At 43.6% G+C, this 14,928-nt stretch carries 11 protein-coding genes and 1 pseudogene; 1 reads left to right on the top strand and 11 read right to left on the bottom strand.

Features of this window, described 5'->3' with window-relative positions; all coding sequences use genetic code 11:
• Window positions 1-14: 14 nt before the first annotated feature.
• The 11 genes from ACZIX4_RS18420 to folE form a co-directional block, all read right to left on the bottom strand.
• Window positions 15-2,165: a DUF349 domain-containing protein gene (locus ACZIX4_RS18420; protein WP_463337119.1), complete on the bottom strand. Its 2,151-nt coding sequence runs from the start codon at window positions 2,163-2,165 to the stop codon at window positions 15-17.
• Between the two features lie 142 nt (window positions 2,166-2,307).
• Window positions 2,308-3,048: a shikimate dehydrogenase family protein gene (locus ACZIX4_RS18415; protein ID WP_463337118.1), complete on the bottom strand. Its 741-nt coding sequence runs from the start codon at window positions 3,046-3,048 to the stop codon at window positions 2,308-2,310.
• A 176-nt stretch (window positions 3,049-3,224) separates the two neighbouring features.
• The gene (locus ACZIX4_RS18410; protein WP_463337117.1) at window positions 3,225-4,088 is read right to left on the bottom strand and encodes an energy transducer TonB; all 864 of its coding nucleotides are present in this window, start codon (window positions 4,086-4,088) and stop codon (window positions 3,225-3,227) included.
• 111 nt (window positions 4,089-4,199) lie between these two features.
• Window positions 4,200-4,673 carry an energy transducer TonB gene (locus ACZIX4_RS18405; RefSeq protein WP_463337116.1) on the bottom strand — a complete coding sequence of 158 codons (474 nt, stop codon included), beginning with the start codon at window positions 4,671-4,673 and terminating at the stop codon, window positions 4,200-4,202.
• A gap of 56 nt (window positions 4,674-4,729) precedes the next feature.
• Entirely contained in the window at window positions 4,730-6,127 is a 1,398-nt protein-coding gene (locus ACZIX4_RS18400) for a tetratricopeptide repeat protein (RefSeq protein ID WP_463337115.1), read from the bottom strand.
• A gap of 120 nt (window positions 6,128-6,247) precedes the next feature.
• Window positions 6,248-7,447: an aspartate aminotransferase family protein gene (locus ACZIX4_RS18395; RefSeq protein ID WP_463337114.1), complete on the bottom strand. Its 1,200-nt coding sequence runs from the start codon at window positions 7,445-7,447 to the stop codon at window positions 6,248-6,250.
• A gap of 15 nt (window positions 7,448-7,462) precedes the next feature.
• The gene (locus tag ACZIX4_RS18390) at window positions 7,463-9,241 is read right to left on the bottom strand and encodes an OstA-like protein (RefSeq protein ID WP_463337113.1); all 1,779 of its coding nucleotides are present in this window, start codon (window positions 9,239-9,241) and stop codon (window positions 7,463-7,465) included.
• A gap of 137 nt (window positions 9,242-9,378) precedes the next feature.
• Window positions 9,379-10,326 (bottom strand): prolipoprotein diacylglyceryl transferase, encoded by a 948-nt coding sequence (lgt, locus tag ACZIX4_RS18385; protein WP_463337112.1) that lies wholly within the window; start codon window positions 10,324-10,326, stop codon window positions 9,379-9,381.
• 76 nt (window positions 10,327-10,402) lie between these two features.
• A complete protein-coding gene (yidD, locus tag ACZIX4_RS18380) occupies window positions 10,403-10,654 on the bottom strand; it encodes a membrane protein insertion efficiency factor YidD (RefSeq protein WP_463337111.1) in 252 nt (83 codons plus the stop codon).
• Between the two features lie 7 nt (window positions 10,655-10,661).
• Window positions 10,662-12,143: a cysteine--tRNA ligase gene (gene cysS / locus ACZIX4_RS18375; protein ID WP_463337110.1), complete on the bottom strand. Its 1,482-nt coding sequence runs from the start codon at window positions 12,141-12,143 to the stop codon at window positions 10,662-10,664.
• Window positions 12,144-12,162: 19 nt separating this feature from the next.
• Window positions 12,163-12,834 carry a GTP cyclohydrolase I FolE gene (gene folE / locus ACZIX4_RS18370; protein ID WP_463337109.1) on the bottom strand — a complete coding sequence of 224 codons (672 nt, stop codon included), beginning with the start codon at window positions 12,832-12,834 and terminating at the stop codon, window positions 12,163-12,165.
• A gap of 321 nt (window positions 12,835-13,155) precedes the next feature.
• Between folE and ACZIX4_RS18365 the strand changes: the two are divergent.
• Window positions 13,156-14,928 (top strand): annotated as a pseudogene (locus tag ACZIX4_RS18365) (hypothetical protein); the annotation flags it as partial.

Here is a 14,928-nt window from a genome sequence, read left to right as displayed (position 1 = left end):
GCGGGGTTATTTTTTTATTCTTGCTCTCCTTGCTGCTGCTGTTGAGAAGTAAGGGTGCGTATTTGTTTCAGCTTGTCTTTCCAAGTTTTAAGCTCTTCCTTATGGCGTTCTATGCTCTTGTAAACTTCTTTTACAAAAGGGTTATCGGCCTTGGCATTACTTATAAACTGTATGTTGTTTTCCAGCTGGAAGATTTCAGACTGTACTTCCTCAATCTTGCGCATAATGAAAATCTGCTCGTTTTCCAGCCTGCGGGTGTTGTTGTCACCTTCAGAGAGCTGTTCCAGCCTGTTGCTGAAACGAACCATTTCGCTTTCTTTCTTGCTCAGGCTCAGCTTGTCAAACAAAGCATCAAGTATCTTGTTGAATTTGCCCTCAATGTGCCTGCGTGCCTGCGGTACACGGCCCAGCGTTTTCCAGTTTTCTATGTGCTGTTTTATAGCATCAAGGTCTTCCTTGTGGCTACCGGTAAGCTCAAAGGTTTTAAGGTTTTCCAGGTATTCCTTTTTCTTTTCAAAGGCGTCCAGTTCATCTTTGTTAGCCTCATTGCGGTGTGCATGCAGCCTATCGAAATAATGGTTACAAGCGGCCTTAAAGTCTTTCCACACAGCATCGCTGTATTTACGCGGAACATGGCCAATGGTTTTCCATTCCTCCTGAATCTGTTTCATTACCGCAGTAGTAGTAGCAAAGTCTTCGCTTTCTTTCAGCTCATTTGCTTTTTCTACCAGTGCCAGTTTACGGTTCAGGTTGGTCTGCTGGTCTTTCTTAATGTCTTTATAGAAAGAGTTCTTCACGCCGTTAAAGTTCCTTACGGCATCTTTAAATGCGGCCCAAACTTCCTCATTAACCTCTTGTGGCACCTTACCGGCCTTAAAGAATTCTTCCCTAAGTGCCTCAACGCGGTCTATAAGACCCTGCCATGCATTGTGTGCTGTTACCTTTTCGGCAGCAACCGCCTCAATACCGGCTATAATTTCCTGTTTGCGTTTCAGGTTTTCGTTTTCCGTTTCGCGGATGCGGCTTACAAGGGCTTCGCGTTTTTCGTGTATCTGTTTGGTAAGTTCGCTAAAGCGGTTCCATATTTCTTCACGGTGCTCACGCGATACCGGGCCTATTTCCTCTTTCCATATTTTGTGCAGTGCCTGCAACTCACGGAACGCCTTGCTTACGTCGGTATCATTAGCCAGTTCCTCAGCACGTGCTATAATTTTAAGCTTCTGGTCCAGGTTGTGCTTAAAGTCAAGGTCGCGCGCCTCACGGTCCAGGTGTAGCTGGTCATAAAAACGCTCTATGTGGAAATGGAAGTTATTAAATACGTGGTTGTACTTATCCCTTGGTATGGGGCCAGCATTTTTCCAGCGCTCCCTAAGCTCATTAACCTGCTTTATAGAATCTTTCAGGTTACTGCCGTTGTCTGCCAATACCTTAAGTTCTTCTATAATGGCAAGCCTGTTGTCAAGGTTGGCTTTCTGGTCGTTCTGTACCTTTTTAAAGTGGGCATTTTTCTGATCCCTGTACTTATTATAAAGGCTGTCAAACGTATTTTTTAGCGGGAAATGGTATTCAAATCCTGAAGCATCACCACCATTATCGTTGGTATACTCTTCCCTTTTTTCTTCTATAAAATGATTGTACTTGTTGTAAAACTCGCGACGGATTTCCTCCACACGGTTTTTTACAGACAAAGCGCTTTCGCCTGATGTAAGCTTTTCCAGTTCGGCAGTAAGCTGCTCCATAGAAAGCCCGCTGTAATCAGGCACCTCCTCAGCATGGTCCTCTTCATGATGTTCCGCTTCCGCGCTTACAGGTTCCTCAGTAGCTTCAGTTACTTCAGTTGTCTCGGTAACTTCAGTGGCAACTTCTTCTGCTTCAGCAGCCGGCTCGGTAACTTCAGCCGGTTCAGGCTCGGTAGTTTCCGCAGGTGCTTCTGCTTCAGGTTCAGTTGTTTCTTCCGGTTCTGCTCCTGTTACTTCGGCAGGGGCAAAAGGAAGCTGTCCTTCGGTTTCGTGAAGTTGCTCTTTAAGGTCTTCCGCATCTTCCGGAAGTTCCTCATTACTTAGAGCTTTATTTTCAGGAATGTAGCCGTTTTCAAAAGTATCTCCGGCGCCTGTAATCGGGGTTCCATCTGCATCATGCAGGTTGTCATTCTTTTCTTCTAACATTTTTTTAATGCTTAAGGGGTTAGCTTTATTGCCGAAAGATACTAAAGACTCTTTAAAATTCAAAGAAAAACATCTTATACAGATAATTTTTCTGAATAATGAACCAATTTTATAACAATATTTACAAAATGGTTAAAGTGGTTTAACGGTTCCATATTTTCCAGGCGCGTTCTGCCTGATATACAAGCATTTTGTACCCGTTAATGGTTTTGGCACCGTTTTCTTTGGCAAGGCGCAGGAACTTTGTTTCCTCGGGGTTGTAGACCAAATCATACGCAATATGCTTCTTGGTGAACAGCGAATAGTCCAGTTCAGGGCATTCATCCACATTCGGGAAAGTTCCTACAGGTGTGGTATTAATGATAATGTGGTATTCGCCGAAAATATCTTTCGTAAGGTCGGCATAGCCAAATAGCTCCTCATTACCGCTGCGTGATACAAAGTCGTATTCTATCTTCAGCTTGCGCAATGCAAACGCGACAGCCTTTGCAGCACCGCCGGTACCCAGTATCAGGGCTTTTTCATGGTGTTTTTTAAGTAACGGCTTCAGTGATTTTTTAAACCCGAAGTAATCGGTATTGTAGCCTTTAAGCTTTCCTTTTTTAGATATGGCAACGGTATTAACCGCACCTATAATCTTAGCATTTTTAGAAAGTTTATCCAGTAACGGCAGCACTTCCTCCTTATACGGAATGGTAACGTTAAGCCCTTTTAGCCCCTTGGTGTTTTTAATAATGTGAGGTAATTCATCAATTTCGTCAATATCAAAATTGCGGTAGTTAACGCTTTCAAGCTTTAGCTTTTCAAACTTCTTTTTAAAGTATCCGGCAGAGAAGGAGTAGCTGATGTTACGGCCCACAAGGCCAAAGATTCTTTCTTTCACGATTATGAAACTGTTTAAAAAATAAACCCTGCTTAGTAGGGCAGGGTAAATATAAAACTTATTTGTTAAATTAAGGTTTCGGGTATTTTTTCATTTTGCATGTACTGTCTTTTATATACTAACAATATTTGTGTTGTAGCCTGTAGGGTAGTTATTCCTTAAGTAATGGTCAAAGCTTACTTTTTTCTGCCAGTTGTAATCAGGATAGTATAAGCCGCCCTTACCGGCAAGCCATTTTGTTCTCCTGCAATCCATTTGTTTTTAACTGATTTAATGGCATTTTCTATTTCACTTTCAATTTTACTAATTATGTTCGTTGGCAGAATGCTATAACGATTATCAAAGGTGATGTTTGTTAATGCACCATCTTTTTCTATAACGAAAGAACAATGTATACTTACGCTATTTTGTGCATATTTTTCAGGGAGGTTGTCATAATTAATTTTAGATTTTACCTTTTTGACAAATTTTGCTATTCCGCCCGGGTATTCAGGCATTTTCTCAAGCTCTCCGGCATTTAAAGGCTTATTTTCATTCTTATTACTGCCATTGGGATCAATAGCGGAAATCTGTTTTTTTTCAGGATTTATAGTTATGCCTATATAGAAGCTGCTTCTTACAGGAACTGTTTCGCTTAGTTTTCCGGGTTCCCATTTTACAGTATTTAATTTTAGGACACGTTCTACTTCGGGGCCAATACCCAAACCGGTATCGCGTAGTAATTTATGGTTGCTTAATGAACCGTCTTTTTCTATTATAAAGCTTACATATACACGCTGTGGCTTGATAAACGCGCTTGGGTCAGTAAGATTACTGTAATTAAAGTTTTTCTTAACATAATATATTAACTGGAGATAACCATATGGATATTCAGGCTTAAAAAGCAACCCGGCAGGATTATATACACCATCCGGATCCTGTTGATATGGTGCGGCAGCCAAATCAGAAAATTCACAAACAGGGGGTGTGCCGGTTTCTTTTTTTATATCCTGCCCAGAACATGAAAAGCTGATAAATAATATGACTATAAGATACCTCATAATAAGACCTGCTCAGTAGGGCAGGGTAAATATAAAATTTATTTGTAAACTTAATGTTGGTATACATTGCTATAGGAATAACACGATACTAATATCACAAAAAAACACCTACTACTTTACTTCAAAACTATAGGGTAGTGAATATAATAACCGTACAGGCTCATCCTTTTTATTTGTTGCCGGAGTCCATTTAGGTGCTTTTGCTATTGCTCTGGTTATCATCTCACCTAAGGCTTTGTGTGGAGTTTTTATGATTTTTACAGAACTTAAGCTTCCATCTTTTTCTATAATAAAAGAATAAAATACCCTGTATTTCCCTTTCGGTAATCCTAAGTTTTGGGCATTCATATTTGTTTTCATAAAATCCATAAAGCGCTTTATGCCACCCTTACTTACAGCCATAGTTTTTACTTCAGCAGGGTAGTATATAGCATCGGGTGCGCTAAGATCGCGAACAGGGTATGGGCAGTCGGTTGGTGGCGTTGCATAGCATATTATTGGCTGCATAGGAAGCACATTTTTCTTGCTTTGCTGTGCAAAACAAGAATAACTGATGAATAATACTATGGCTAACAAATATTTCATGACAAATAAAAACCCTGCCTTAAAGGGCAGGGTAAATATACTAATTATTTGTGTACTTAGTGTTTACGGTACTTTTTCATTTCTTCCTGTACTACCGGTAAGTAAAACACATCAGGGAAATATTCTTCCAGCAGGGTGTGGTGGCGGTAGTTCAGTTTCAGGCCGTTGTTAAGGTGGTAAATACCTTTATCGGTCTGGCTCTGCTGCAGGTACAACCCGGCAAGACGGTATTCTATTTCATACTCGTCAGCATGGTACTCTGCGGCCTGGTTCAGCGTTTCTATGGCACTGTCGTTTTCGCCAAGGCTGTGTAGCGTATCTATCCAAAACAACCAGGTATCAAGATGATAATCACCAAATTCCACAGCTTTACGATAACCTTCTTCAGCTTCCTCATAAAATTTAAGGGCTGTGTTTATGGTAGCATAGCGTTTCCAGTATACCTTGTTTTCATTGTCTATACCAATGGCCTTGTTTACGTAATACAGCGCCTTCTGGTAATTCTTCTGGCGGATGTAAAAGTCGGTTATGGCTATCCATGCCTTGTCCAGAAGCGGGTCTTCGTGTACCGTTTTCAGGTAATACTTTAGCGCCTTTTCCTTGTTGCCAAGCCTTTCGTAACACTTGCCTACACGCAGCAGTGCAAATGACGTAGGGTCATCAAGCTCCATAGTAGTGTTATAGCATTCTATGGCTTCTTCATAGCGCTTCAGTTTTTCAAGGGTCTTGGCCTTTTCAAGGAAAGCACCCAGAAATACCTCGTCTATAAGCGTGGCATATTCAAAAGCCCTAAGGGCATCTTCATATTTTTTAATGGCATAGTACTGGCGGCCAAGTTGGTGCCAGGCTACCTCACTATACGGCTGCTTGTCTATAAAACTGTTCAGGAAATCAATGGCTTCAAGGTTTTGGTCCAAAAAGTCAAAACAGTACACTACATTATATAGTGCCGAATGGTCTTCAAGGTCTTCCTCAAGGCACTTGATAAAGTTTTCCCGTGCCAGTTCCAGGTTGTCCATAAACAGGTATTCCATGCCCAGCAGCGAATATACATCGGCATAATCGTCGGTATATTGCAAGGCTATCTTCAGGTATTCAACAGCCTTATCATGCTGGTCGCGTTTGCTGTAAATGTTGGCTTTCTGGATATAGATTTCCTCGTTAGTAGGCTCTATGGCATAAAGTTCGTTAAGTAAACGTTCGGCCTGCTCCAGTTTATCGTCAAAAACTAAAATCTCTACTTGTACTAATTTTAAGCCTGTTGACCTGGGATGTTGTTCCAGACCTAATTTTAAGGCCTTCTTAGCTAAATTTATTTTTCCGCTGTCGAGATAGTGGAGGATAATGTCCTCAAACTCTTCAGAGTCAAAGAAGAATACTTTGTTGGTCTTCAACATCGATTCGAACTTTGATAAGGATAAACTGCGATCTTCTTCCTCGTGGCTCAAATTCATACTCCTACGGTTTAAATATCCTTCTTAAAGTTACAAAATCTTCACCCTAATCAGAAATTCTTTAAATATCTTTTAAACAAATTAATTAACAAAATGTTGAATAATTTAATTGCCAACCGATTATTGGCCGTTATCCAACTCTTGCATCACTTCATCCATTACTTCAAGAATAATGCCAACCCCTTCGCGAATTTCATCATCCGAAATTGTAAGGGGAGGAGTAATGCGTATGGCTTTTCCTTCAAATAGCAGCCAGAACAAAATAAGGCCCCTGTCGTGGCATCGAAGTATCACTTTATTAGTAATATCATCGTTTTCGGTCATGGCAGCGAGCATCAGGCCTTGGCCACGCACTTCAGTAATCAGTGGGTGCACCAGCAGGCTACGGAATAATTTTTCTTTTTCCAATGCCTGTGCCATAATGTCAGTCTCTACGATTTCCTGTAGTGTTGCAAGGCAGGCAGCAGCTATTACCGGGTGCCCCCCAAAGGTTGTTATGTGACCCAATTTGGGATCGTGGCTTAGTAAATCCATCATTTCAGATGATGCGGTAAAAGCCCCAACAGGCATACCACCACCCATGCCTTTGCCCATCACAATAACATCGGGTACCACATCGTAGTTCTGGAATCCGAACAATTTGCCTGTACGGCCAAAGCCCGGCTGTATTTCGTCCAGTATCATCAGTGCGCCCACTTCGTCGCAACGTTGGCGTACTTTTTTAAGGAAATCATTATAAGGTTCCACAAAACCGGCACCGCCCTGTATGGTTTCCAGTATAATTCCGGCTGTCCTGGTGGTTATCTTCTCAAGGTCGGCCTCATTATTATAGGTAATAAAATCCACATCGGGTATCAGTGGGCGGAAGACCTGCTTACGCTCTTCAAAACCCATAACGCTCATAGAGCCCATGGTATTGCCGTGGTAGGCATTAAAGCACGATATCAGCTGGCTGCGGCCTGTAACGCGGCGTGCCAGTTTCAGTGCGCCTTCGGTAGCTTCGGTACCGCTGTTCAGCAGGTAGGTGTTGTTTAGTTTTTCAGGCAGGTGCTGTGCCAATAGCCTGCAAAACTCCACAGCCGGGTGCTGGGCATATTCGCCATACACCATAACATGCGAGTACTTGTCCAGCTGGTCCTTAATGGCCTGTGTTACCCTCGGGTGCTGGTGCCCCAGGCTCGCTGCCGATACCCCCGCCACAAAGTCGAGGTAGGGCTTGTTGTCCACATCATATATATAGCTCCCTTTGGCGTGCGAAATGGCGAGGCCAAGCGGGTGCTGCGTAGTCTGCGTCTGGTATTTATAAAAATCGTTGAGCATCGTTATGCTGTGCTATTAAGATTTTGCTTTTTTGTCTTTATTAACCGGGGCTTTTACCGGTGGGGTTTTAGCTGCCGGAGCCGGAGTTTTTGCCGGGGCTGTAGTAGCAGGTGTTGCCGGTTCTGTGCCTTCAGGTTTCGGTTTAGGATGCTCCTTATCCCAGTTCAGGGTTTCTTTAAGGGGTTCCAGAGGCTTGTCTTCCTTTTGTTTCAGCTTTCCGGTTTTCTTCAGTATTTCTTCGTGGAGCTTCTTTTCCTCCTCGGGGAAAATGTCATCTTTTGTCCGTATCCGTTCATCGCCCCGCCATTCGAAACCACGCAACTTACGGGCGTTTTCAGGGAACTGGTCTTCAGGGTAACTCTCGCTGTCGGGTTTTATTATAGAGGTAACCGAAACAATCTGGTTGTCTTCAATTTCCAAGTGTATTTTACTGCTTACGCCTTTATCTATACCAATGAGCGAGTTATCACTATCGTACATATAGTAGATTTTCTCGGTGTTCTTAACCAGGTCTATTTCGTAGAGCTTGTTGTCGCAAAAACGTCCGTAGAGGTTTACACCCTTTACCTGGTTATACCGGGGCTTGTCGCGGTGGGCAAAGCTCCATACGGTATCGAGCTGTACTATAAAGGCATTGTTTAGCACCTTAATACTGTCGAGTTGCTCGGTTTTATTGTCAGATATAAGGTGGATAATATCACCCGTAACCTGGCTGTCGCCGTTCCATACCACCGGACGCTTTATAAGCTGTGTAAGCCCCTTTGCCTCGTCTGAATGTATAGAATCGCACTTGCCGCTCATATCTATTTTGTAGAAACGGGCATCGTTAAAGCCGCGTATTATTCGGGCGCCTTCCTTACCGGTTACCAGCATACGCTTGGCATGCATATATACCGAATCTTTTTCTACAAGGGTAACGGCTTCTGCATGTTTGGTTACAAACAGTGAGTCTTTGTTTTTATACACCTCGCCATAGTGGCCCCGTATTACATAATTGTTTACGGAATCGCGTACCCTAACGTTATTGGTTACCGATGAAAACTCGCGCTTACGGTCGTAATAAATACTGTCGCCCTTAATGAGCTGGGTACCGTAGGTTATATAGGAATTGGTGAGCAACTTGGCCCGGTCTTTCTTAGTGTCGTAAAAGCCTTTTTCGGTATAGATGAAGTTATCCTTCCCGGTTATGGTCGATGGGCCGAACACATACGCATGGCCCGGACTGCTGTAATAATCCAGGTGGTTCGACTTCATTACATATTTCGGGTTGGTAAGCGTTACAGCAGTGGTGAACTGGTATTTCTTCTGAGGGATGTAGTAACGCCCCGACTTGCTTTTCAGCACGTTTTCGCCACTGGTTATGGTACCGGGAGTACGGTAGTATGCCTGTTGGATGTTTCGGTCAAGGTAAATGGTATCGGTAACCAAACGTGTATCGGGCGATTTCATGCTTACATCGCCACTGGCAAAGGCAAACTTTCGTTCCCCGTTATATTCGGCATATTTACTGTTCAGGAAAAGTGTATCGCCCTGGTTCATTACCACATCGCCAAACAGCTTGGCGTAGTTTTCGGCTTCAAAGTAATAGGCTTTGTTAGATAGTATAGTTACACCTTCGTGCTTCAGCCTTACGTGGCCGGTAAGCACCACTGCACCGGGTATCTCGGTTTGGTTGCGGTCGGTATAATCGGCATTTTCTATGATAACCTTGCTTTTCTGTACAGGTTTCGGCTGGGCATAACCCGGCAGGCACCACAAGGCGAGTAGTATAGTAACAAGAAAGGCTTTCTTCAAAGTAATAGAAATTTGAACAAAATTACACAAAATCATCTAAATTTTCAGCTTTTGCAAGTGCATATACAACGCTGCCTGCTGCCAAAAAGTATGCAATAACAATGCCTAAAAAGAAACCGCCACTCGGGCGGTTTATATTATAAGGTTTCAGTCCTGTTTTTTGCGGTAAAGATAAGGTAGATACCTACCAGTATAAACGGTATGCTGAGCCACTGCCCTGTAGAAAGTATAGGGTTTTCGCCCTCAAAGCCACCCTGGCTCTGTTTTACAAATTCTACCACAAAGCGCACTGTCCAAAGCAGTACCATGAATACGCCGAAAAGAAGCCCCCTGTACTTACGTGCAGGTGTTTTCCAGTACATGTAGAACAACAGGGCAAATACAAATATGTATAAAAATGCTTCATACAACTGCGCCGGATGACGAAACGGTATTTTGGCAAGCGTATCGGCAAAGCGCGGGTCGTGTGCTATAAGTGTGTAGGCTTCATCGGGTGTTTTAGCACCGGTAATTTCCATTGCTTTTCCGGCCCTCAGGTCATCTTCGCCACGTATAAAACGTACCGCGGTAGCCAGGGTAGGTGAGGTAGGGTCACCCAAAATTTCACTATTGAAAAAGTTACCAAGCCTTACAAATATACCGCCGCTGGTTACGGGTATTACTACACGGTCCAGTACCCAAAGCACCGGCCTGTGGATTATTTTTTTGCTGTACCAAATACACGAAAGTATAATGGCTATAGCGGCACCGTGACTGGCAAGGCCTGCAAAGCCTGTAAACTCAGTACCGTTCGGGCCTCCAAATTTAAACGGAAGCAGTATTTCTGCCGGATGATCCCTGAAATAATCCCAGTCGTAGAAAAATACTTGCCCAAGCCTTGCACCCAGTAGCGTGGCCACTACGGTATAGATAAACAGCTTGTCCAGCTTATCGGTTGATTCTCCTTCGCGGTCGTATATCTTTTTCATGATGTACCAGCCCAGTACAAAGGCTACTATGAACATTAAGCTGTAAAAACGCAGTTTTAATGGCCCAATATCTACACCTTCGGCGCTGTTCCATGTAATGCTAAGGCTGTGTATCATGTATATCTGTATTGTGTTTTTAGTTTTAAACTGTTTGTCCTGTAAAAGTAAGATTTGTTACAGTAAAAACTGTTAATTAATGTTTATGCGCGCATTTTTTTTCGGGCACAGGGTCGTAGCCACGCCCGCCCCAGGGATTACAGCTTACTATACGTTTTATACCCAGCCATCCGCCGTAAAACAGCCCGTGTGTTTTCAGGGCTTCAATGGTGTATTGTGAGCAGGTAGGGGTATAGCGGCATGCCGATGGCAGCAGGGGAGAAAGCACCGTTTGGTATACCCGTATCAGGAACACGAACGGTAATGTGAGTAGCTGCCCTGCCTTCATGCCCGGTTTAGTTTACGCTGAAGGTAGTGCCCTCGCGGGTATCCTTGAGCTCTATGCCTAAGCTTGCCAGCTTGTTGCGTATTTCGTCACTAAGGGCAAAGTTTTTATTGGCACGGGCTTCCTTACGCATCTCTATCAGCATGTTTACCACGCCTTCCAGCTTGTCGTTGCTGCCGTCCTGTCCTTTTTCGTCTTTAAGGCCAAGCACATCAAACGTAAAGCTGCTCAGTGTCTTTTTCAGGCAGTCAAGGTCGGCTTGCGTCAGTGTTTCTTTATTTTCTTTGAGCAGGTTGGCATATTTTACGGCTTCAAACAGGTGTGCTATCAGTATAGGGCTGTTAAAGTCGTCGTTCATGGCGTCGTAGCACTGCTGTTTCCATACAGCTATATCAAGGGTAGAAGTTGTAGCCGGGGTTATTTCTTCCAGTGTGGCAAATGCTTCCATCAACTTGTTGTAGCCTTTTTCGGATGCGGTGATGGCCTCGTCGCTAAAATCAAGTACACTGCGGTAGTGCGCCTGCAGCATAAAGAAACGTGCCACCGATGGCGAAAATGCCTTGCTCAGGAACGGGTTATTACCGGTAAATATCTCACGCGGCAGTATGTTGTTTCCGGTAGATTTCGACATCTTTTTGCCGTTAAGCGTAAGCATGTTGGCATGCATCCAGTAGTTTACCGGGCTGTGGCCTGTTGCGGCTTCATTTTGTGCAATTTCACATTCGTGGTGCGGGAACTTAAGGTCCATACCACCGCCATGAATGTCAAAATGGTTGCCAAGGTACTTGGTGCTCATAGCAGTACATTCCAGGTGCCACCCCGGGAAACCGTCGCCCCATGGCGAAGGCCAGCGCATTATATGTTCCGGCTCTGCACGTTTCCACAGCGCGAAGTCAGCAGAATTACGCTTCTCGTCCTGTCCGGCAAGTTCACGGCTGTTGGCCAGCATGTCGTCCAGGTTGCGTCCGCTAAGCTTGCCATAATTATGACTTTCGTTAAACTTCACCACATCAAAATACACCGAACCATTGCTTTCGTAAGCAAAACCATTGGCTATAATCTCCTTAATGGTTTCTATCTGTTCTATAATATGTCCGGTAGCGGTAGGCTCTATGCTGGGCGGCATGTTATTGAACAACTCAAGTATCTGGTGAAAATCTACCGAATACTGCTGTACAATTTCCATTGGCTCCAGCTTTTCCAGCCTTGCTTTTTTTGCAATTTTATCTTCACCTTCGTCGGCATCATCTTCTATGTGGCCTACGTCGGTAATATTACGCACATACCTTACCTTGTACCCAAGATGCTTCAGGTAACGGTTCACCAGGTCAAAAGATATAAAGGTGCGGCAGTTGCCCAGGTGCACGTTGCTGTATACAGTGGGGCCGCACACATACATGCCTACATTTCCCTCTGTAATAGGGGCAAACACCTCTTTATCGCCCGAAAGCGAGTTGTATATCTTTAGTTGCTGGTTAAGGTAAAGCTGCATATTTATGATTTAAGTTTTTTTAAAACTGGGTGTCAAGTTTTATGTAATCCAGGAATTCCCTGCGTACATGTTCGTCTTTAAATTTACCGCCAAATTCGCTGGTTACGGTACTGCTTTCAATATCGCGTATACCGCGTGAATTTACACACAGGTGCTTGGCATCAATCACGCAGGCTACGTCTTGCGTGCCCAGTACGCGCTGCATTTCCTGTACTATCTGCATGGTAAGGCGCTCCTGCACCTGCGGACGCTTGGCGTAGAAATCTACAATACGGTTCATTTTGCTAAGGCCTATTACAGAGCCGTTGCTAATATAAGCAACATGTGCACGCCCCACAATAGGTAAAAGGTGGTGTTCGCAGGTAGAATATACAGTGATGTTTTTTTCTACCAGCATTTCGCCGTATTTGTATTTGTTTTCAAACGTAGAAGAGCCCGGTTTTTTATTCGGGTTAAGCCCGCCGAAAATCTCTTTTACAAACATTTTTGCCACGCGGTTTGGCGTACCCTTCAGGCTGTCGTCTGTAAGGTCCATACCCAGGGTGTTCAGTATGCTTTCTACGTCTTTTTTTATCAGTGCAATCTTTTCTTCGTCAGATAGTTGAAAGGCATCTTCCCTTATAGGGGTTTCTGCGCTGGTTGCTATATGGTTCTCGCCAAGGTCGTCGCGAAAATCGTCGTTATGAGTCATTACAAAGTGTATTAGCGTATATAAATAGTGTGCAAAGATAGTTAGAAAACTTTTATTGTTAACCTACTGTTTAAATGCCTTGTTGAAACACCCTTGTAACAGCTGTTTTTTGCTGCTGACACTTCTTTATGTATTTTTTTAAAATTTGGCGAATGCTGCATGTATAGTTTAATTTCAATGAAAAAGTGTTAAAAAAGAATTTTTTCACAAAATCGGGTAGGGTATACGTTATTTGAAATGTTAACATAAAAAATGTGAATTTTATGTTGTGTAAAGTTCATTTTATTGTAATTTTCGCGTTTCAAAAATCATTCTCTGAAAATGAATAAATACTACTTATTATGCTTTCTTAGCCTGCTGACATTTAATGTTTTTGGCCAGGGAAGTGATGCTTCGGAAATGGATCCGTTTTGTGCGGGAGGTACCACACTCACATTTCCCAGTGCTACCGGCACTGCTATTGACCCAACCGATGCCCAGAACTACGGTTGTTTATTTACTCAGCCAAACCCATCGTGGTTTTACATGCAGATAGATGTGTCTGGTAACCTTGTGTTTAACCTTAACCAGGTAAGTACAAATGGTAACCCTATAGACGTGGATTTTATCTGCTGGGGTCCGTTTGTTGGTCCGCCACCTGTTTTCGGCCCTACTAACCTTAACTCAACTACAGAGGTAGATTGTAGTTATTCGGGTTCGGCTACTGAGCAGATTAATATACCTAACGCCCAGTCGGGTATGTACTATGTAGTACTTATAACCAACTTTAACGGTAGTGCCGGGCAGATAAGCCTTACCCAGACCAATTCAGGCCAAAACGGCGCAGGTTCTACTACCTGTGCTATCCTTTGTCCGCTTACAATAGGTGAGGATTTTATCCTTTGTCCCGATACTACGGCTAACTTAACTGCGGTATTCACCCCGCAGGGCACGTATAATGGTAACCTTACTACTATACAGTGGTACAATGGCCCTACGCCTATACCGAATGCTAACGGCACTTCTTTAACCATTAGTGAGCCGGGGACATATTCGGTAAGCATTACAAACCCTGCTTGTGGCTCCAGTGCTATTACTGACAGTGTTGTTGTTTCGGGTCCTGGTGAATTTCCTACTTCAGACCCTGAGGATATTACCATATGTGGTGTAGGGGCACCACCTTATACTTTTGACCTTACCCAAAACGATGCAATTATATTAAACGGGCAGGATGCCAGTTTATTCCCTATTACATATTTTGAAAGTGAAGCCGATGCTATTGAAGGTTTCCCTTTTATATATCCTCCCGCTTCATATCAAGGTGTAGACGGGCAGGAGATATGGGCTGTTATTGAAGATTATGAAACAGGATGTAAAATAAGGAGAAGTTTTGTACTGCATGCAAACCCTGCACCGCAGCCACCGGCGCTTTCTAATTTTTACGCCTGTGATATAGACCATAACAACGTAGAAACATTTGACCTTACCGTACAGGATGGTCCGGCGCTTGCGCTTTCTGACCCGAATGATTTTACGGTTACTTATTATACTACTTCGGCTGATGCTGATGCTAATGAGAATGAGATTAACAACCCAAGTATTTATACTACACCGGGAGGTATGGTTTACGTGCGTGTTACCAATAATGCTGACGAAGACTGTTATGGTACTACCAGCTTTATGATTGTGGTTACACCACAACCTGAAGTTACAGCCCCTGCCGATGCATATATTTGTAGTGATAGTTCATATATCCTTCCTGCTCTTACAGAAGGTAGTTATTATACCGGTCCCGGCGGAACAGGAACTGTACTTGCAGAAGGTACTGCTATTACAACTACGCAAACTATATATGTGTATGCTGTAAACGGATCGGCTCCTAACACCTGTACAGACGAAGACAGCTTTACTGTTACCGTATTCCCACAGCCTACAGCTCCTGAAATAGCAGATGTAACAGAGTGTAGCAGCTATACACTTGAGCCAATTACCGGGGCGGTTTACCGCACTGCTACAGGCGGTTTAGGCATCCAGTTATTCCCGGGTGATATACTTACGCAGACCCGTACGGTTTATGTATGGGCACAGACAGGCGATGCCAACGTAACTTGTACG

This window comes from Flavobacterium niveum, from assembly GCF_055231775.1.
Note: the sequence above shows the minus strand (reverse complement) of the source record. Positions and strands in the feature narration are given on the sequence as shown.